The 20,371-nt window shown below is 64.2% G+C and carries 15 protein-coding genes and 1 tRNA gene; 4 read left to right on the top strand and 12 right to left on the bottom strand.

The features are described 5' to 3' along the window. Window positions 1-267: 267 nt before the first annotated feature. Window positions 268-528, bottom strand: coding sequence for a hypothetical protein (locus ACV1FX_RS07515; RefSeq protein ID WP_473116912.1), 261 nt, complete (start codon window positions 526-528; stop codon window positions 268-270). Window positions 529-787: 259 nt separating this feature from the next. On the opposite strand from ACV1FX_RS07515, the gene ACV1FX_RS07520 reads away from it, so the two are divergent. Next, window positions 788-967, top strand: a complete 180-nt coding sequence (locus ACV1FX_RS07520) for a hypothetical protein (protein WP_473116913.1) — start codon at window positions 788-790, stop codon at window positions 965-967. Between the two features lie 419 nt (window positions 968-1,386). Here the strand turns inward: ACV1FX_RS07520 and ACV1FX_RS07525 are convergent. Further along, window positions 1,387-1,460, bottom strand: a tRNA-Cys gene (locus ACV1FX_RS07525). Window positions 1,461-1,599: 139 nt separating this feature from the next. Here ACV1FX_RS07525 and ACV1FX_RS07530 point away from each other — a divergent pair. Continuing rightward, window positions 1,600-1,779 (top strand): hypothetical protein, encoded by a 180-nt coding sequence (locus ACV1FX_RS07530; protein ID WP_473116914.1) that lies wholly within the window; start codon window positions 1,600-1,602, stop codon window positions 1,777-1,779. Window positions 1,780-2,152: 373 nt separating this feature from the next. On the opposite strand, the gene ACV1FX_RS07535 is transcribed toward ACV1FX_RS07530, so the two are convergent. The 7 genes from ACV1FX_RS07535 to ACV1FX_RS07565 all read right to left on the bottom strand — a co-directional run bounded on the left by ACV1FX_RS07535 (window position 2,153) and on the right by ACV1FX_RS07565 (window position 13,826). After that, window positions 2,153-2,920, bottom strand: coding sequence for an ABC transporter ATP-binding protein (locus ACV1FX_RS07535; RefSeq protein WP_473116915.1), 768 nt, complete (start codon window positions 2,918-2,920; stop codon window positions 2,153-2,155). A 9-nt stretch (window positions 2,921-2,929) separates the two neighbouring features. After that, on the bottom strand, window positions 2,930-3,727 hold the full coding sequence (locus tag ACV1FX_RS07540) for an ABC transporter permease (protein ID WP_473116916.1): 798 nt from the start codon (window positions 3,725-3,727) through the stop codon (window positions 2,930-2,932). A gap of 146 nt (window positions 3,728-3,873) precedes the next feature. Then, on the bottom strand, window positions 3,874-4,614 hold the full coding sequence (locus ACV1FX_RS07545) for a tRNA-uridine aminocarboxypropyltransferase (RefSeq protein WP_473116917.1): 741 nt from the start codon (window positions 4,612-4,614) through the stop codon (window positions 3,874-3,876). Window positions 4,615-4,671: 57 nt separating this feature from the next. Further along, on the bottom strand, window positions 4,672-7,773 hold the full coding sequence (locus ACV1FX_RS07550) for an efflux RND transporter permease subunit (protein ID WP_473116918.1): 3,102 nt from the start codon (window positions 7,771-7,773) through the stop codon (window positions 4,672-4,674). A 1-nt stretch (window position 7,774) separates the two neighbouring features. Continuing rightward, window positions 7,775-10,921 (bottom strand): efflux RND transporter permease subunit, encoded by a 3,147-nt coding sequence (locus tag ACV1FX_RS07555; RefSeq protein ID WP_473116919.1) that lies wholly within the window; start codon window positions 10,919-10,921, stop codon window positions 7,775-7,777. A gap of 27 nt (window positions 10,922-10,948) precedes the next feature. Then, window positions 10,949-12,364, bottom strand: a complete 1,416-nt coding sequence (locus ACV1FX_RS07560; RefSeq protein ID WP_473116920.1) for an efflux RND transporter periplasmic adaptor subunit — start codon at window positions 12,362-12,364, stop codon at window positions 10,949-10,951. Further along, window positions 12,354-13,826, bottom strand: a complete 1,473-nt coding sequence (locus tag ACV1FX_RS07565) for an efflux transporter outer membrane subunit (RefSeq protein WP_473117214.1) — start codon at window positions 13,824-13,826, stop codon at window positions 12,354-12,356. Before ACV1FX_RS07565 ends, ACV1FX_RS07560 begins: the two co-directional genes overlap by 11 nt. 603 nt (window positions 13,827-14,429) lie before the next feature. Between ACV1FX_RS07565 and ACV1FX_RS07570 the strand changes: the two genes are divergently transcribed. Together ACV1FX_RS07570 and ACV1FX_RS07575 are read left to right on the top strand one after the other, a co-directional pair. Continuing rightward, the gene (locus tag ACV1FX_RS07570) at window positions 14,430-15,659 is read left to right on the top strand and encodes a class I SAM-dependent methyltransferase (RefSeq protein ID WP_473116921.1); all 1,230 of its coding nucleotides are present in this window, start codon (window positions 14,430-14,432) and stop codon (window positions 15,657-15,659) included. 85 nt (window positions 15,660-15,744) lie between these two features. After that, window positions 15,745-16,779 (top strand): cysteine synthase A, encoded by a 1,035-nt coding sequence (locus ACV1FX_RS07575; protein ID WP_473116922.1) that lies wholly within the window; start codon window positions 15,745-15,747, stop codon window positions 16,777-16,779. A 99-nt stretch (window positions 16,780-16,878) separates the two neighbouring features. Here ACV1FX_RS07575 and ACV1FX_RS07580 read toward each other — a convergent pair whose 3' ends face one another. Genes ACV1FX_RS07580 through ACV1FX_RS07590 form a run of 3 tightly spaced genes read right to left on the bottom strand, consistent with a single transcriptional unit; the run spans window position 16,879 to window position 20,353 of the window. Then, window positions 16,879-17,619, bottom strand: coding sequence for an amino acid ABC transporter ATP-binding protein (locus ACV1FX_RS07580; protein ID WP_473116923.1), 741 nt, complete (start codon window positions 17,617-17,619; stop codon window positions 16,879-16,881). Window positions 17,620-17,630: 11 nt separating this feature from the next. After that, a complete protein-coding gene (locus ACV1FX_RS07585; RefSeq protein WP_473116924.1) occupies window positions 17,631-19,151 on the bottom strand; it encodes an amino acid ABC transporter permease in 1,521 nt (506 codons plus the stop codon). Then, a complete protein-coding gene (locus tag ACV1FX_RS07590) occupies window positions 19,148-20,353 on the bottom strand; it encodes an amino acid ABC transporter permease (protein WP_473116925.1) in 1,206 nt (401 codons plus the stop codon). The genes ACV1FX_RS07585 and ACV1FX_RS07590 overlap by 4 nt, the downstream gene beginning before the upstream one ends. Between the last annotated feature and the right edge of the window lie 18 nt (window positions 20,354-20,371).

Consider the following 20,371-nt stretch of genomic DNA (forward strand, 5'->3'; position numbering starts at 1 on the left):
TGCTTTACAAGAAGGGGCGACGATCACGTTCCTCTGATCCTTATGCACTGTATTGATTGGTCGCCGCGGGTACGGGCCGCGTTCAAGGCTGGCGGTCACTGATAGATCACCGCCAATCAAGACTTCTTGCACGCGCCGGTTGTAATTTTCATCGAAATGGGAGCGATCGCCACCCACAGCTTGTCCGCAGCATGTCCACAGGGCTACGGCGCCGATTCCGACTGCGCGGGCGCTGACTTGCTGCGCACAAACTCACAGGCAGCGAATTTAGCCGCCAGCCTGTTCGAACACGGTGCGGCAGGCCTCGCTCAGGCTCGCCTTGTTGCGGCGCAGGCACGCCGTGATGGCACGGACGTTGGGGATCTCGCCGGCGCAGAGGCGGTAGACGTCGGGCGTGCAGGCCCGGCGCTGCTCCGGCGTGCCTTGCGCGAAGGCGGCGGAAGCAAGCAGCGCCAGGAACAAACCGAGGGTCGAGGCCCGCCAGGCCCTGCTCTTCACGCCTGCAAACCTTGGGAACTTCGCCTCCATGGTTGCGTCTCCTGTCGGGCTCGCCCCGGTCTCAAGTTGGCCGGTGTCTCGCCAGACCTACGGGAAAGAAACTTTCGGGAATGTGATCTCCTTCACACTTGCGCGGCAATGGAACCGCCTAGGTTCCCGCGGGCTTTCTTAGGGAATCGCTAACCAATCGAGCGCCGATCGCCGGATCGATAAAATTCGACCGATCCGCTCAATTGGGAAAAAAGCCGGTTTTGCGAATTTGCGCCGTCGGAGTGGTCCGGAGGGTGCGATGAGCGAAGCCGAATTCAACATGCTGCTGGATGCCGTTCGGGCCGCCATCGAGCCCGTGCCGGAGGAGGAATTCGTGCCCCGCTCGTGGAAATTCGACGCGCCGCTCAAAGCCGCCAACGACAATGAAGGCGCCTGGCCGCTGCTGCCTTTTCCGGATGGCTGGTACGCCGCCGGCTGAGCGCGACGTCCCGCGCTCTCCTCTCCATAACGTCCGCGAAAACAGTCGCCGCCGCGCCCCTGGCGGAGACACAATCAATCAGCTCTGAGAGCCTGACTGGTCGTCCGACCCACGGGGGTCCCTGACAGGACCAGTGGACGGAAAGATGCTCTCATAGATCGCACGGGCCTCCCGTATCAGGCGGGCCCGCTCGATCTCGGCTTTCGGAATAAATCGGACGATCTCGCCCACGTTCGCTCCAAGATGCTGGCTTCAGGATTCATCATCTAAGTGATGCGATCTTCATGCCAAGGCACCTGAATCGCCGTTGACCGCCAACCCCGGACAAATCCGGGTGAGTTCCGGGCGCGTCGCATCATCCGCCGCCACGGGCCGCTCCGCGCTGGCGTAAATTATTACAGGAAATCAGGAGTTTGTGATGGAGGCCACGACCAGAATTGAACTGGTGTAAACGGTTTTGCAGACCGCTGCGTAACCACTCCGCCACGTGGCCCCACTGCGATTGCCTTAGACATTTCCATCGCTTGTCGCAAGTGGATCAACGAATTTGCCTGCCTGGCGAGCACGGATTTCTCGCGTTCCCGTTCACATAGTTGAAGGCTCGGAAGTTCGGGCGGGAGCATTGTTCTCCAATGCGAGTCGAACAGATGCGGGCGAAAGCCAAACACTGCGAGAAGATGGCCGAGCGTGCGGATGCCGTTACGAGGTACTTCTATGCCCAGGCCGCCCTGCAATGGCGCGACATGGCCGCACAAATGGAGCTGCTCGAGCGTGAACCGGCGTATCGGATCATTCGGAGCCGCCAAGATTGAGATGAGCCCCCAAGCTGGTGGTTGGTGTCCGATAGCCAGAACGTAAGGCAATCGCCTTCATCCGACTTCCGATCGGGTTTTGGAACGTGGTCCGATTTGCGGCGGGGCGGCCGCTACCCAAGCATCTGCGCCAGCTTGATGCTTGCGCAGAAAATCATCCCCCACAGCGCGAAATTGATCTCGATCGCGGCGAGCATGAGCGTGCTTCCCTGATGGCACTGCTTTAGCCCGCAGTGCTCAGCGCCTACGATCGCTCAGCCTTGCCGTGGGCACCAGCACATAATTTCCATTTTTTGGAAGCGCGCGCCTTGGTCAGGTCACAAACGCGAACAAGCCGGAGCGTCCGATCCAGCTTTCGTGCAGCAGGCCGAAGCTACGCCCTGCCCTCGCCGGCACCAGCCAGATATTGGTCGAGGATGTCCTCGGTCGATCCTGCGGCGGCGATCCGCCCTTCGCGCAACAGGATCGCGCGGTTGCAGGTGTTCTTGATGAGATCGATGTCGTGCGAGGCCAGCACGAGGATGCCGGCGCGGGCCACGATCGCATCGAGCCGCTGGCGCGCCTTCCTGCGGAACTGCTGGTCGCCGACGCCGATCCACTCGTCGAGCAGCACGATCTCACCCTCGATCGCGGTGGCGACTGCGAAGATCAGGCGCAGCATCATGCCGCTGGAATAGGTGCGCAGCGGCAGGTCGAGCCGGTCGCCGAGCTCGGTGAACTCTGCGATCTCCGCACGCCGCGCCTCGATCTCGGTGCGCCGCGCTCCGATCACCAGCCCGCGCCTCAGGATGTTCTCGTAACCGGTCGCCTCCTCGTCGAAGCCGGCCGCGAGATCGAACAGCGACAAGCAGCGGCCACAGACATCGACCGTGCCCTCGGTCGGATAGTAGATGCCGGCCAGCACCCTGAGCAGCGTGGTCTTGCCGGCGCCATTGGCGCCGATAATACCGAGCCGGTCGCCGGCCTGGATATCGAGATCGACGCCGTTCAGCGCGGAGACAAGGTGCGGCCGCGGCGCATTGCCGGCGCTCCGAAGCGTCACCGCGCGCACGAACCGGCTGCGCAGCGAGCGGTCGCGGAACGACAGCACGGGAAACGCGACCGAGACATTACGTAGCATGATGTGGGCAGCGGAGCTCATGCAGCGCACCTAAAGCCAGTACGCCACGCGATGGCGATATCTCGCGTAGCAGCCGAGGCCGATCGTCGCCATGCCGACCGCGTAGAGCACTCCCAGCAGCCACTGCTCCGGATCGACCGTTTGAGACAACAGAGGCTTGCGTACGAGATCGAGCAACGTCGCGAACGGATTCACCCGCGTCAGCCAGTGAAAGGCGGTGCCGCGCACCGCGTCCTCGGTCCAGATGATCGGCGTGAGGAAGAAGACGAATTGCAGGCCGCTGACGATCGCCGACCCGATGTCGCGAAAGCGCGCACAGAGCAGTCCAAGCGCAGTCGCACCGCCGACCAGGGTGACCAGCAGGATCGCAAAGCCGGGAATGGCGAGCACCGAGGTCCAGTGCAGCGGCCAGGGCATCACGACATAGAGCAGACCGACGAGCAGCAGATGGTGCAGGAAGATGACGACGTTGCGCGCCGTCATCTGCAGTACGTGCACGATCAGCGGCGCCGGCACGGCCTTGATCAGATGACCGGATGCCACGAAGACGTTGGAGCCTTCCTGGAGCGTTGAGGCGATCAGAGTCCAGACGATCAGACCTACGGCGAAGGACGGGAGGAAGATCGCGACGTCCTGCTTGAACAACGTCGCATAGACCGTGCCGACGCTGGCGATGGTTGCCGCGAGGGTCAGCGTGATCCAGAGCGGGCCGATCACGGTGCGGCGGTAGCGCAAGGAGATATCCATCAGCGCAAGCGTGCCCCAGCGGTCGAACTGCGCGCCTTGCCTGACGATTTCCCTGGCCGCGGCCTGAATCCGACTTCCCATCCCGCTGCTGGCTTTCCAATCCTAACCCAACGCGCGATGACGATTCATCCCGATCCCATCGCGCTTCAGGCCCGATCACGGGATGACGATATCCCTTCGGGTCTGTATCTGCCCACCCCGCAGCGGGCAAGCCCCGGAGGTATCAGTCAGCCGCGGCGGCTGCGTCGGAAATCGCGGCGGCGGCCTCGGCCTGCCGGTTTTGGCGCAAGTTCGGGCATCTCGGCCACCACTTCGCGGTAGCGTGTTAACATCCGTTCAAAACTCGCATGCAGCGTCTCGGCAATATCGGGACGCCGCTGGAGGCTCGCGAGCATCATGGCCGCGGCCTCGATGGTGGCGAGGCCGTCGCGGCGCGGCTCGCGGCGCAAGCGCCCATAGCGCGATGGAGTTGCCGGATTGAGGATCACGCGCTGACACTTCAGCATCCAGGGATTGCGCCACCACAGCGCCTTGGCCTGGCTCCAGGTGCCATCGAGCAGCACCACGCCCTCGATCCTGCTCAGGATGGCGCGCTGGTTATCGGCGATCTCGCCCTTGCGCGTGAGCGCGATGATGTCGGCGTCGCTATCGAGATCGGTGGCGCGCGCCGATCCGAGATAGAGCACCGCCCAGCGCGCGGGATCCGCGACCGGCCGCCCGAGCGCCTTGGCAAGGCTCGGCCATGACAGCCCGACCCGCACCGTTGCATCGGCAAAATGCCGCGCCGTCAGTCGCGCAGTGCCGAGCGCCCTGTCCTGCTCCTGCGGATGCTGAAGGATCAGGAGCGCAACGCGACTCTCGAGTGGCGCAACGCTGTCGCAGATGCACAGCGGCATCGGCTTCTGGCAGTGCGGACATTCGGCAACGGGTTCGGGCGCTGCGGTGGTGACGTCAGGAGGGTTCGACATCCCGCCGCTATACGCTTGGCCCAAGGCTTCAACAACTGTTATTGCCTTCCACAACCGTTATTCCGCGGGCATATGCAATGCGCCCGGCTCGGAGCGACGGCGCAGGCGATCGATCAAGAGATAGATCACCGGCGTCGTGTAGAGCGTCAGGATCTGCGAGACGAACAGGCCGCCGATGATGGTGATGCCGAGCGGCCGGCGCAGTTCGGTGCCGGGCCCCGTCGCGATGACCAGCGGAATGCCGGCGAACAGCGCCGCCATCGTCGTCATCAGGATCGGGCGGAAGCGCACCTGGCACGCCTCGAAGATAGCATCCGCTGACGACAGGCCGCGCTGCCGCTCGGCGTCGAGCGCGAAGTCGACCATCATGATGCCGTTCTTCTTGACGATGCCGATCAAGAGGATGATGCCGACGAAGGCGATCACCGTCAGCGGCGTGTTGGTGAGCTGGAGAGCGAGCAGCGCCCCCAATCCGGCAGATGGCAAGGTCGAGATGATCGTGAGCGGATGGGCAAGGCTCTCGTAGAGCACGCCGAGCACGATATACATCGCGACCAGCGCGCCAAGGATCAGCAGCGGCTGGCGGCCGCTGGTCCTGGCGAAATCACCCGCGTTGCCGTCAAAGCTGCCGCGAATGCCTTCGGGCATGTGCAGCTCCTCGACCGCACGCTGGATGTTCTGGGTCGCGACCTGCAGCGGCACGTCCGGCAAGGTGTTGAACGACACGGTCGTCGAAGGGAATCCTTGCGAGTGAAATACGGCGAGCGAGGCGAGCCCGCGCTGGGCGCGGACCACAGTTGACAACGGCACCTGCACGTCATTGGCGCCCGCGACATAGATGCGCTCGAGATTGGACGGATCGACCTGGAACTTCGGATCAGTCTCGAGCACGATCATGTACTGGTTGCGCTGAGTGTAGATGATCGAGATCTGCCGCTGCGCAAACGCGTTGTTCAGCGCATTGTCGATGTCCTGTACGCGGACGCCGAGCCGTGAGGCGTTCTGGCGGTCGATGGACAGGGTGAGCTGCAATCCGCCGGGATCGCGATCGGCGGAAACGTCGGTGATGCCTTCGACCGTCTCCATTCGCTTGGCGACGATCGGCGCCCACTGCTGCAACAGGTCGAGATCGGTGCTCGACAATGTATATTGGTAGTTCGAGTCGCTCTGCCGTCCGCCGGCGCGGACGTCTTGTGCCGCGAACATGAACAGGCGAATGCCGGCGACACGGTACAGATTGCGGCGCAAGCGATCGATGACGATCTCGGTCGAGACATAGTTCCGCTCGGCCGGCGGTTTCAGGCTGATGAACATCGTGCCGCGGTTGGAGGTGGCCGGTCCGAACCCGCCACCACCCAGCACCGAGCCGATGCCGGCAACGGCCGGATCGGCCATCACGATGTCGGCGAGCTGCTGCTGCAAGCCCAGCATCGACTGGAACGAGATATCGGCAGACGCCCGCGTTGCGCCGATGACGAAACCGGAATCGTCGGTCGGAAAATAACCCTTGGGGATCTTGATGTAGAGCGTCACCGTCAGGGCGATGGTGGCGAAGAAGACGAGCAAGGTCAGCAGGGGAAATTCGAGCCCCGTGCGCAAGGTTCGGGCATAGAAGGCGACGATGCGCGACAGCGAACCTTCGACGACGCGGTCGAACAGTGTTGCCGTGTCCGATGTGGTCTGCCGGATGTAGTGAGCGCAGATCATCGGCGTGACCGTGAGCGAGACCAGCGTCGAGACCACGATCGCAAAAGTCAGTGTCAGCGAGAACTCGCGCAGCAGCCGGCCGACGATGCCGTCCATGAAGATCAGCGGCGTGAACGCGGCGATCAGCGACAGGCTGATCGACAGCACGGTGAATCCGATCTGCTTCGCTCCCTCCTGCGCCGCCTGGAACGGACGCATGCCGTGCTCGAGATTGCGGAACATGTTCTCGATCATCACGATGGCGTCGTCGACCACGAATCCGACCGAGATCGCGAGCGCCATCAATGAGAGGTTGTCGATCGAGAATCCCGCGAGCCACATCCCCGCGCAGGTGCCGGCGAGCGCCAGCGGCACCGAGATGCCGGCCGCGATCGTCGGCGTGATCCGCCGCAGGAACACGAATACCACGACCATCACCAGGATGGCGGTCGCAAGCAGCGTCCACTGCATGTCCTCGACGCTCGCGCGGATCGTGCTGGTGCGGTCGACCAGGGTCGAAATCTCGACGCCTGCCGGAATCCATTGTTTCAGCTCGGGGATCAGTGCCTTGACGCGGTCGACGGTGTCGATGACGTTGGCATCGCCCTGCTTGGTGATCTGCATGATCACCGCCGGCTGCTTGTTGAACCAGGCGATCGAGCGGGCGTTGCGGACGGAGTCCTCGATCTCGGCGACATCGGAGAGCCGAACGAAATTGCCGTTCGCGCTCTTGATCACGATGTCGCGGAATTCCTGCGCGGTCCGCATCTGCCGGTTCAGCCCCAGCGTCTCGCTCTGGCGCTCGCCGTTGAAGATCCCGACCGGGCCGAGCGGATTGGCATTGATGATCGCGGTCCGTACATCGTCGGTGGCGATGCCCGCATTCGACAGCGCGACCGGATTGAGCTGGATGCGCACCGCGGGCTGGTCGGCGCCGCTGATCGTCACGTTGCCAACGCCCGGCACTTGCGAGATGCGCTGGGCCAGCACGGTGTCGGCGACGTCATAGATCGCACTGGTGGTGAGAGTTTTCGAGGTCAGCGCCAGCACGTAGACTGGCGCGCCCGCCGTGTTGGCCTTGCGGAAGCGCGGCAGCGCCGGCAGATCGCTCGGCAGGTCCACCAGAGAGGCGTTGATGGCGGCCTGCACGTCGCGTGCGGCGCGATCAATGTCGCGGCCTATGTTGAATTGCAGCTGAATATTGCTGATGCCGAGCGAACTGGTCGAGGTGATCTGATTGATGCCGGCAATCTCACCCAAACGCCGCTCCAGCGGAGCGGCGACGGTTGCCGCCATAACTGAAGGATCGGCGCCGGGGCGGCTCGCGGAGACGAAGATAGCGGGAAAATCGACGTTCGGCACCGAGGAGACAGGCAGGAACTCATAGGCCACGACACCCAGGAGGAACAGCCCGATCGAGAGCAGCGTGGTGGCGACGGGCCTGCGGATGAAGGGCTCCGAGATCGATGCCATCTCACATCCCCTCGGTCGCGCCCGCAACCGGCGGGCCCCCCGGCTCGACCGGGGGCAGCGCGCGTTCGAGGCGGCGATTGATCCGGTCGAGCGCGAGATAGATCACCGGCGTGGTGTAGAGCGTCAGCAATTGGCTGAGCAGCAGGCCACCGATGATAGAGATGCCGAGCGGAAAGCGCAGCTCCGAGCCCGTGCCGCTTTCGATCGCGAGCGGCAGCGCGCCGAACAGCGCCGCCAGCGTCGTCATCATGATCGGACGGAAGCGCAACAGGCAGGCTTGAACGATCGCCTCCGTCGGCGCCATGCCCTGCCCCCGCTCGGCTTCCAGCGCGAAGTCGATCATCATGATGGCGTTCTTCTTGACGATGCCCATCAGAAGAATGATGCCGATCAGGCCGATGACGGAGAGGTCCTGCCCGCACAGGACCAGTGCCAGGATCGCGCCGACGCCGGCGGACGGCAGCGTCGACAGGATCGTGATCGGATGGATGTAGCTCTCATAGAGCACGCCCAGCACAATGTAGATCGTGATGACGGCAGCAAGCAGCAGCCAGGGCTGCCCGGCGAGCGCCTTGGCGAATTCGGCGGCATCGCCCGCGTAGACGCCGACGATGCTGCCGGGCATGCCGATGCGGGTCTCGATCGCTTTCACGGCCTCGACCGCGTCGCCGAGAGCTGCGCCGGGCGCCAGGTTGAAGCTGAGCGAGACGGCGGGAAATTGCGCCTGGTGCGAGATCGCGAGCGGTGCCGTGGTCCGTGTGAGTGTCGCCACGGCCGACAGCGGCACCTGGGCGTTCGGCGTGCCGGCGGTGCTGCTGGCCGCGCCCGGCAGATAGAGCTTCGACAGGATCGAGGGATCGCGCTGATACATCGGCAGCGCCTCGAGCACCACGCGGTACTGGTTGGCCTGGCCGTAGATGGTGGATATCTGCCGCTGCGCGAAGGCGTCATTCAGAGTATCGGTGACGGCTTGCAGATTTACGCCGAGCTGGCCGGCGCGGGTCCGGTCGATGTCGAGCTGGGCGCGCAAGCCGCCTTCCTGCGCCTCCGATGATACGTCGCGGAACAGAGGATCGCGCCGCATCTCGGCGACCAGCTTTCGCGACCATTCCGAGACGGATGCCGCGTCGGTGCCGGTCAGCGTGTACTGATATTGCGAGCGGCTCGACTGGGTCGATATCTGCACGTCCTGGACCGGCTGGAAGTACACGGTCATGCCAGGGATCGCGGCGACCCTGCTCTTCAGCCTGTCGACGACCACGCTGACCTCGTCCCGCCGCTCGCCCCGCGGCTTGAGCGTCATGACGAGGCGTCCGACATTGGTGGTCGGGTTGACCGACCCCGCCCCGATCACCGAGACGACGCCGACCACGTCGGGATCGGCCTTGATGGCATCGGCGGCCTCGGTCTGCCGCTTCTGCATTTCGGCGAACGAGACGTCTGCGCCGGCCTCCGTCACTGCCGTGATCGAGGCCGTATCCTGCAGCGGCAGAAAGCCCTTGGGTGCGACGATGTACATCAAGAGGGTCAGGACCAGCGTGGCGAACGTCACGACCAGCGTCGCACGCTGGTGCTCCAGAACCCACAGCAAGGTCTTGTGGTAGAACTCGACGGTGCGATCGATGAAGCGGCTGATCGCGGCGAGCCCTGGAACCGCCAGCTCTTCATGGGCGTGCTTGAGCAGGCGCGAGCACATCATCGGCGTCAGCGTCAGCGACACCACCGCCGAGGTCACCACCGCGATCGTCAGGGTCAGCGCGAATTCCCGGAACATCCGGCCCACGAGACCCGACATGAACAGAAGCGGGATGAAGACGGCGATCAGCGACACCGTCAGCGAGATGACGGTGAAGCCGATCTCGCTCGCGCCCCGGAGCGAAGCCTGCATCGCGCTCTCGCCGTTCTCCATGTGACGGACGATGTTCTCGATCATCACGATGGCATCGTCGACCACGAAGCCCGTGCCGATCGTCAGCGCCATCAGCGACAGATTGTCGAGGCTGAAGCCGGCGAAATACATGATGCCGAAGCTCGTGATCAGCGACAGCGGCAGTGCGACGCCGGCGATCACGGTTGCGCGCAGCGAGCGCAGGAACAGGAGCACGACGAGCGTCACCAGCACGACGGCGAGGACGAGCGTGAACTGCACGTCATGGACGGAGGCGCGGATGGTCACGGTCCGGTCCGAGACGATGGTCAGGTGCACGCCGGCCGGGATCGCGCGCTGGACCTTCGGGATCTCCGCCCGGATCTGGCTGACCACATCGATCACGTTGGCGCCGGGCTGGCGCTGGATGTCGATGATCACCGCCGGCGTGCCCTGATACCAACCGCCGGTCCGGTCGTTTTCCAGGCCGTCGACGATCTGCGCGATATCCCCGACGGTGACGGGCGAGCCGTTGCGGTAGGCCACGATGATCGGCCGGTAGGCATCGGCCCCCGCGATCTGGTCGTTGGCCGCAATCAGGTAGGACTGCTGCGCGCCGTCAAGCGAACCCTTTGGGCCCGAGACGTTGGCATTGGAGATCGCGCTGCGAAGATCCTCCATGGCGATGCCGTAGGCGGCAAGCCGGGCGAGGTCGGCCTGGATGCGGACCGCCGGTTTCAGCCCGCCCAGCACCGAGACGCGGCCAACGCCGGAAATCTGGCTCAGCCGCTGCGCCAAAATCGTGTCGGCGATGTCGCTCATCACCCGCAACGAGATCGTGTCGGAGCGCAGCGCCAGCGTCATCACCGGCGCATCGGCCGGGTTCACCTTGGCGTAGGTCGGCGGATAAGGCAGCGTCCTCGGCAGCACGCCGGCGGCCGCGTTGATAGCGGCCTGCACGTCCTGCGTCGCGCCGTCGATGTCGCGGTTGAGATCGAATTGCAGCGAGATCTGGCTGACGCCGAACGAGCTCGTCGAGTTCATTGACGACAGCGACGGGATCTGGCCGAGCTGCCGCTCCAGCGGCGCGGTAATGAGCGAGGCGATGACGTCGGGGCTCGCGCCGGGCAGTTGCGTCGTCACCTGCACGGTCGGGAAGTCGACCTGCGGCAACGCCGAGACCGGAAGCGAGAAATAGCCGAGCGCGCCGCCGATCAGCAGCGCGATGCCGAGCAGCGAGGTCGCGATCGGCCGGCGAATGAAGGGTTCGGAGACGCCCATGACGCGATCAGCCGGTCGAGGTCGGGGTCATGGCTGCTTCGCTCCATTGCCCGATGTATCTGCCCCCTGTGCCGGTCCGGTCTGGCCTTTCTGGTCGCCCTCGCCGCTCTGTCGCTTGGCGCGGCGCTCGCCATCCTTGCCTTGCGAGTCCTTCGCCCCGTCTTTGGCCTGCCCATCCTTGGCTTGACCGCCCTTCTGGGCATCCGGCGCGCGGGTGCGCTTGCGCGGCGCTAGATCGGCCGACGGCGCCTGGTCGTCGCGGCCGACGATCACCTTGGAGCCGTCGGAGAGGTTGGCAAAGCCCGTGGTGACGACGCGATCGGTCGGCGACAGGCCGCTCGCGATCACCGCCTCATGCTCGTTCTGCTGCGTCACCGTAACGGGTTTTGCCGAGACGATATCGCCCTCGCCGATCACATAGCTGAATGTCCCGATCGGCCCGCGCTGCACGGCCGATGTCGGCACCACCAGCGCCTTCGGCAGCGTCTCGACCTTGAGGCGGACATTGACGAACTGCCCCGGCCAGAGCTGGTAGCTGGCATTGGGGAATTCGGCCTTGAGCTTGAGCGTACCGGTGGTCGGATCGACCTGGTTGTCGATGCCGGTCAGCTTGCCGGTGTCGATCACCGTCACTCCGTCATTGCCGAACACGTCGACCGGCAACGAACCCTTCGACGCGGCGGCGTTGACGCGCATGATCTGCTGCTGCGGGAGGCTGAACCACACCGCGATCGGCTGCAACTGCGTGATGACGACGAGGCCCGTGGTGTCGGAGGCATGGATGATGTTGCCCTGGTCGACCTGGCGCAGACCCGCGCGGCCGGAGAGCGGCGCCACGATCTTGGTGTAGCTCAGCGTCGCCGCCGCATTGTCGATTGCGGCCTGGTCGGCCTTGACCAGCGCCTCGGTCTGCGCGACCAGCGCGCGCTGGGTGTCGGCCTGCTGCTTGGAGCCGGCGTTGGAGGCAGCAAGCTGCTCGTAGCGCGTGAGGTCGATGCGCTGGTTGGCGAGCTGCGCCTGGTCCTGCGCCTTCTTGGCCACGGCCTGATCGTACTGCGCCTGATAGATCGCGGGATCGATCTCGGCGAGCACGTCGCCCTTCTTGACGTCCTGACCTTCGATGAAATTCACCGCGATCAGCTTGCCGTCGACCTGCGAGCGCACGGTGACGGTGTTGAGCGCGCGGATCGCGCCGACGCCGTCGAGATAGACCGGCACGTCCTGGATGCGCGGGGACGCCGCCAGCACCGGCACGGGCAGATCGGGGCGCGCGTTACGGTCATTCGCCGCCTTCTGGTGCCACGCGGTCCAGCCGAAATAGCCAAGCCCGCCGAGGATCGCGAGCGTGATCAGCGTGGAAACAAAGCGGCTGCCGCGCCGGGACGTGCTGCGCTTGCCCGCCTCGTCCTTCGCGCCTTCCTTCGTATCCGGCTTAAAGAGCATTGACCGGTTTCTCCATTCTCGGCTCCCAACCGCCGCCCAATGCCTGATACAGGCTGACGATCGCCAGCAGGCGGGCGAGTTGCGCCTGCGACAGCGCGTCTTCCGCCTGGAAAAGCGTCAGCTGGGTGTTGAGCACCGTCACGATGTCGGCCGTGCCGGCGCGCAATTGCTGTTCGGCGAGATCGAACGCGCGGCGTGACGCCGCGACGACCTCGCGCTGCAACTGCAGCTTGATCGTGGTCTGCTTGATCGAATACAGCGCGTTGTCGACATCCGCGAAGGCCTGGACGACGGTCTTCCGGTAGGTCTGGAGCAACTCGTCCTGGCGCGCCCTGGCATTCTCGAAATTGCCGAGAATCTTGCCGCCGTCGAAGATCGGCTGCGTCGCGCTGCCGACGAGCTGGAAGAAGGCCGCGTGCGGCTGGAACAGCGACACCAGCGCCGAGCTCTGATAGCCGCCATTGCCGGTGAGCTGGATGGTCGGAAAGAACTGCGCTCGGGCATTGCCGATATTGGCGGTGGCAGACGCCAGCTGCGCTTCCTGCCGGCGGATATCGGGGCGCTGCGTCAAGAGCTCGGACGGCAGCCCCGGCGTGACGCGCGGGATCGCGATCCGGTTCAGCGAGCCGCCTGCGACGCGCACGCTCTCCCGTGGGCGTGACACCAACACGGCCAGCGCGTTGATGTTCTGGTCGAGCGTCTGCCGGAGCGGAGGCACCAGCGCCTTCTGGTTCGCCAGCACGCTCTCCTGCTGCGCGACGTCGAGGTCCGTACCCGTGCCCGCCTTGCGCCGTTCCTTGATGGCATCGAGGATACGCTGGGCGCTGGCGATGTTGCTTTGCGCGGTGCGCAAGCGATCCTGCGAGGCCAGCACCTGGAAATAGGCGTTGGCGACGCTGGTGAGCGTGGTCAGCGCCACGACGTCGCGATCGAACCGGTTGGCGTGGGCGGTCTCTTCGGCGGATTGGAGGGCGTCCCGATTCTGTCCCCAGAAATCGAGCTGGTAGCTTGCGCTCAGCGAGGCCGAGTAATTGACGACCTCGCGGCCGCCATTGGTGAGACCCGAGGACGAGGAGCCGGAGGTGCGGGAATAGGTCTCCGATCCCGAGCCGGACAGGCTCGGCAGCAGGGCTGCCCCGGCCTGTCGCGCCTGGGCATCGGCCTCGAAGATGCGCGAGACGGCGGCGGCGATGTCCAGGTTGACGGTCTGCGCCTCCTCCATCAATTGCGTCAACTCCGTCGACCGGAAGCCGCGCCACCAGTCGAGGGGGGGCGGCGCATCGGGCTTGCCGGCGTATTTGTATTGACTGGGCACGTCGAGCGCCGGATCGGGCAAATCCTGTGTCAGCACGCAGCCGGCGGAGCTCAGTGCCAGTGCAAACGCCACTAGCCGGCTGGCCGCGCCCGGCAGCCCAACCAGCAGCTCACATGCGCGACCGTACGATCGCCGGACGGCGACCATCGGGAATTCTCGGGTCACATCCACCCCCTGCCGGGCAGACGCAACTGCCACCGCGCGGCCGGATTAACCGATTCGCGGCGGGTCAGTTGAGGTATGGTCTCCGTTTCGTTCACAGCGTGATGCTTTCCAGGAACCGTGCCGTATATTAGCGGGGCGTGACCGGGGCGGACAGTCCCGCAACTGCGAAGCCCGCCCCGCAAACGGGCTTCACGAAGCTGCAAAACATGCCGGTTTGCCTATTTTTGTAGGGCCTTCGCGCATTTCGATGCGCTCCCGGCAGACAACAAGCTTACCAACATTTCATGTGTCATTGTCGCCACAGCGGGATCAGGACGGCCGCTGAGGGGCAGCCCTCCACTGAAACCTGCGCCGCAGCGCACCGTGGCTCGTCCGACTTCAAGCGGCAGGGGCCTGCCGTTAATGCTCCTGCCACTTGGACGCTCGACGGCAATGTGTCTCGGCAGCGGATGGCTTGGCGGCCGCCGAAACGCGCGCTTATACTATTGGTGGCTGACTGCCTGCGGGGGCGCTCTCGGGTCCAGCAAGAACCGGGATCGGCGCGGCCGCCTGAGTGGTCGGACAGTGCCAGTTCAGGTGATGCCGATGTCGAATGCGATCCCGGTCACCCCCGACAATGTCGAGACGGTTCTCGCCGACTTGCCGCGCCTGGTCCGCCTCGCGCTCGCCTTCGGCTCACGCCTGAGGCGCGGCACGCTCGACGTGATCCTGCCCGACGACCGCATCATCCGGCTCGGCGGCTGTGAGCCGGGTCCGAACGCGGTGATGAGGCTGCACAATTACGGCTTCGCGCACCGCCTCATCAATGCCGGCGATATCGGAATTGCGGAAGCCTATCTCGCCGGCGATTGGGACACGCCCGATCTCACGCAGTTCCTCTATCTCTTCTGCGTCAACCACGACCTGATCCAGGCCATGCTCCGCGACAAGCCGCTGATGCGCCTCGTCCAGGTTCTCCGGCACTGGTTCAACCGCAACACCAGGCGCCAGGCGCGGCGCAACATCCATGCGCATTACGACATCGGCAATGCCTTCTATTCGGCATGGCTCGATCCGAGCATGACCTATTCCTCGGCGCTGTTCGAGGACAACACCACCGATCTCACGGCGGCTCAGACCAACAAGTATCGCCGGCTCGCCGAAGCGATCGACCTCAAGCCGGGACAGAAGCTGCTCGAGATCGGCTGCGGCTGGGGCGGTTTTGCCGAATACGCGGCCAAGTCTTTTGGTGCGCATGTTGTCGGGCTGACGATCTCGACCGAGCAGCGCGACTTTGCGCAAAGGCGCATCCAGGAGGCCGGTCTCGCCGAGAAGGTCGAGATCCGCCTTCAGGACTATCGCGATGAGCGCGACCGCTATGACCGTATCGCCTCGATCGAGATGATCGAGGCCGTCGGCGAGCAGTTCTGGCCGAAATATTTCGCGCAGCTGCGTGATCGCCTGTTGCCGGGCGGTCTTGCCGGCATCCAGGCCATCACCATCCAGGACGGGCTGTTTCAGACCTATCGGCGCGAGGTCGACTTCATCCAGCGCTACGTGTTTCCCGGCGGCATGCTGCCCTCGCCCGCGGTGCTCAAGTCGCTGGGCGAGACGTTTGGTGTGCCCGTCATCCGGGAGCGCATCTTTGGGCAAGATTATGCCAAGACGCTTGCTACCTGGCGAAATAACTTCCGCAGCGCCTGGCCGAACCTCGTGCCACTCGGCTTCGATGATCGGTTCCGGCGTCTTTGGGAGTACTATCTCTCTTATTGCGAGGCCGGTTTCCTCTCCGGGAATATCGACGTTCGGCAGGTCGTCTTCGCAAAGCAGCATTAAGACTCTGCGCCCCTCGCCTTGTGTGGCCGAACACCCTACTTTAGGGTCTCGATCACCTCACAGAACCAGCCGGTAATTGCCTGACATGACCATCAAAAACGACGTTGTCGAAGCCATCGGCAACACCCCCCTCATCAAGCTCAAGCGCGCATCCGAACAGACCGGCTGCACCATTCTCGGCAAGGCCGAATTCATGAATCCCGGCCAGTCCGTGAAAGACCGCGCCGGCAAATGGATGATCCTGGAGGCCGAGAAGCGCGGCGAACTGAAGCCGGGCGGCCTCGTGGTCGAGGCAACCGCAGGCAACACGGGCATTGGCCTTGCGGTCGTGGCAAGCGCGCGCGGCTATCGCACGCTGATCGTGATTCCGGAGACGCAGAGCCAGGAGAAGAAGGATTTCCTGAAGCTGTGCGGCGCCGAGCTCGTCGAGGTGCCGGCGCTGCCTTACGCCAATCCCAACAGCTACCAGCATGTCGGCCGCAGGCTCGCGGACGAACTGCGCAAGAGCGAGCCCAACGGCGTGCTGTTCGCCGACCAGTGGAACAACCTCGACAATGCCAAGGCGCATTTCGAATCCACCGGCCCCGAGATCTGGGAGCAGACTGGCGGCAAGGTCGACGGCTTCGTTTGCTCGGTCGGCAGCGGCGGCACGCTCGCCGGCGTCAGCCGCTACCTGAAGGAGAAGAACAAGAACGTCGCCATCGCCTGCGCCGATCCGCATGGCGCGGGTATGTACGAGTATTTCCGGACCGGCGATCCCAAGGCGACGCCGGGGGGCTCGATCACCGAGGGCATCGGGCTGAACCGCGCGACCGCGATCGTGGAGACCGCGAAGGTCGATGATGCCTTCCTCATTCCCGACGACGAAGCGGTCAACCTGATCTACGATCTGCTCCAGCACGAAGGCCTCTGCCTCGGCGGCTCGACGGGAGTGAACATCGCCGGTGCCGTTCACCTCGCCAAGAAGCTCGGGCCCGGCAAGACCATCGTCACCGTGCTCGCCGATTCCGGCAGCCGCTATCAGTCCAAGCTGTTCAATGTGGACTTCATGCGCGCCAAGAATCTGCCGGTGCCGGCCTGGCTGGAGAAGCGCAGCAACATCAAGCCGCCGTTCGTGTGAGGCTCGCAGGGCGGGCAAGGCAAAGCGTGCCCACCACTTCTGCCGCGATCGTGGAGAGATGGTGGGCACGGCGCGATGCGCCTTTGCCCACCTGCAGCATCACCGCAAGATCTGGCTCAGGAACAGCTGCGAGCGCGCGTGCTGCGGATGGGCGAAGAATTCCTGCGGCGTGTTGGATTCGATGATCTGACCGGCGTCCATGAACACCACGCGGTTGGCGACCTCCTTCGCAAAGCCCATTTCATGCGTCACGACCAGCATGGTCATGCCTTCCTTGGCGAGGTCGACCATGGTGTCGAGGACCTCCTTGACCATTTCGGGGTCGAGCGCCGAGGTCGGCTCGTCAAACAGCATCACCTTCGGGTTCATGGTGAGCGCGCGCGCGATCGCGACGCGTTGCTGCTGGCCGCCCGACATCTGGCCCGGAAACTTGTTGGCCTGGTGCGGGATTTTCACGCGCTCCAAGAACTTCATCGCGGTCGCCTCGGCATCCTTCTTGGGGATGTTGCGCACCCAGATCGGCGCCAGCGTGCAATTGTCGAGGACTGTGAGGTGCGGGAACAGATTGAAGCTCTGGAACACCATGCCGACCTCGCGCCGCACCGCGTCGATGTGCTTCAGGTTCGGCCCGAGCTCGATGCCGTCGACGACGATCTCGCCCTCCTGAAACTCCTCCAGCGCGTTGATGCAGCGGATCAGCGTTGATTTGCCCGAGCCCGATGGGCCGCAGATCACGATACGCTCGCCCTTCTCGACATCGAGATCGATGTCGCGCAAGACGTGAAAGTCGCCATACCATTTGTTGAGGCCGGAAATCTTGACGATCGGGCTGGCGGACATGGTGACCCCGTTCAGTTGCGGCGATGGGCGTTGAGCCGGTTCTCGACGAAGAGCGAGTAACGCGACATTCCAAAGCAGAAGATGAAATAGATGATGCCGATAAAGGCAAAGCCGGTGAAGGCGGTCGTCGGTGTCGTCCAGACGGGGTCTGCAAACGACGCCCTCAGCGATCCCAACAGGTCGAATAGCGCAACGATCGAGACCAGCGAGGTGTCCTTGAAAAGCGAGATGAAGCTGTTGACGATGGCAGGAATGACGTGGCGCAGTGCCTGCGGCAGCACGATCAGCGAGGTCGTCTTCCACCAGGACAGCCCCAATGCGGAAGCTGCCTCCCCCTGCCCGCGCGGCACCGCGGCGAGCCCGCCGCGCAGGTTTTCGGCCTGATAGGCGCCGGTGAACAGGGCCACACCGATCAGTGCCCGCACCAGCCCGTCGACCGTGAAGTTGCCGGGCAGAAACAAGGGCAGCATGTAGGTCGCGAAGAACAACACCGTGATCAGCGGCACGCCGCGCCAGAACTCGATGTAGGCGATCGAAAAGATTCGGATCAGCGGAATGGTCGAGCGCCGCCCCAGCGCGAGCGCAACGCCGATCGGCAGAGACGCCACGATCCCGGTGATGGCGATAACCAACGTCACCAGCAACCCGCCCCACAGCCGTGTATCGACGATCGGCAGTCCGCCACGATCCAGTCCCATCAGCTTGATCATGAGCGCGATGCCGGCGAACGTGGCGAGACTCGAGATCAGCGCCCGCCAGCCGGTCCGCAGCCCGCCGCCGAGAACAAACATGATCGCCGAAACGACGATGGCCGTGACCACGAGATCGCCCCAGATCGGCAAGCCGGAGGCCTGGAGATGATCGCGCAGCCAGGTCAGCGGAAAGATCACCCACGAGATCAGAGTCCCGATCAGCACGATGAGGCCGCCGATCGCTGCGAGCAGCGGACCGATCGCCGACGTCTTGCTGAGACCGACCAGCAACTGACCGGCTCCGGTGATGCTGTCCTCGAAGAGCTGCAACAGGCCCGCGATCCAGCTTACGCCGAAGCCTGCGATGCCGCCGCCGTGCAGCAGGAAGAACGCGACCACGGGAAAGGCGACGAAGAACAGGCCCGAGTTCAAGCCCTTCGCCGGCAGTCGCGGAATGAGCAACGGCAGCAGCAGGATTGCGCCGAGCGCGAAGGTCACGTTCACCCGCCAGCGCTCGGCTTCCGGATAAAAACCGTAGAGCAGCTGCGTCAGCTTTGCCTGGATAAAGGGCCAGCAGGCGCCGACCGGACGCCCAGCATTCTCGGCAAGGCATGCGGTGCGGTCCTTGCCGCTCCACACCGCATTGACGAGCAGGAACTGGATCGCGGGAATGACGGTATACCAGAGCAGCAGCAGGCCAAGGATCGTGAGCAGAATGTTGGTCGGCGAGTTCAACAGCCGCGTGCGTATGAAGCCGATGAAGCCAGAGGTCTTCACCGGTGCGGGGCGCTCGGCCACCAGGTCCCGCCGAACAAAGAAAGACGCGGTGATGTCGCTCATGCCGCCAGGCTCCGGTTGATGCGCCAGCCGTAGAGGCTCATGATGAAGCTGGTGATGAGCGAGGTCAGGAGATAGACGCCCATCGTCATGGCGATGATCTCGATCGCCTGTCCGGTCTGGCTCAACGCCGTGCCGGCAAACACCGAGACCAGATCGGGATATCCGATGGCGACCGCAAGCGATGAGTTCTTGGTGAGGTTGAGATACTGATTGGTCAGGGGCGGCACGATGACACGCATGGCCTGCGGCACCACGATCAGCCGCAACGTCGCACCCCGGCTCAAGCCCAGCGAGGAGCCCGCCTCCATCTGCCCCTTGTGGACCGACAGAATGCCGGCGCGCACGATCTCGGCGATGAAGGACGCCGTGTAGGTCGAAAGCCCCACCGTCAGGGCAACGAATTCCGGAATGATCCGCGCGCCGCCGACGAAGTTGAAGCCCTTGAGCTGCGGCAGTTCAAAGGTAAAGGGCAGACCGAACATCAGCATCGTGACGAGCGGCAATCCAATGATGGCGGTCAGCACATAAGGCCAGATACGGATTACCTGCCCGCGTTGGAACAGCGCCCGCCGCGCAACGCTCCTCAGCGTCAGCGATCCGACGATGCCGAGGCCGAGCATGACCAGGAACGGGACCAAGCCGGCCTGTCCCACCGGCCAGGGCGCGATCAGGCCGCGATTGTTGAGGAAGAAGGCGCCGAAGATCGAGACGCTTTGCCGCGGCGCGGGCAACGCCGCGAGCACTGCGAGATACCAGAACAGGATCTGGAACAGGAGCGGCAGGTTGCGGATGGCCTCGACATAGAGACCGCCGACTCGCGACACCAGCCAGTTGGGCGACAACCGGCAGAGTGCCACGATAAAGCCGATCACGGTGGCGAAGAAGATGCCGACCACCGAGACCAGAAGCGTGTTCAATAGGCCAACCAGGAACACACGGAAGTAGGTGTCCGACCCTGAATAGGAGATCAGGGTCTGATTGACGTCGAAGCTCGCGCTGTTCTGCAGGAAGCCGAAGCCCGCGGCGATGTGCTGGGTTTCCAGGTTGGAACGGGCATTGGAAATGATCTCGTAAGCGATCCATGCGAGGACCGCGCCGAAGACAAGCTGGACGGCCATGCCGCTCCAGCCTGCCTTGCCACCGAGAGCCCGCTTGAGCTTCAGCGCGATTTGCGGTGGTGGTTTCCGGGCCTCGATGCCCATCGCCGCGGCCTGCGGGTT

The organism is Bradyrhizobium ingae, assembly GCF_055791185.1.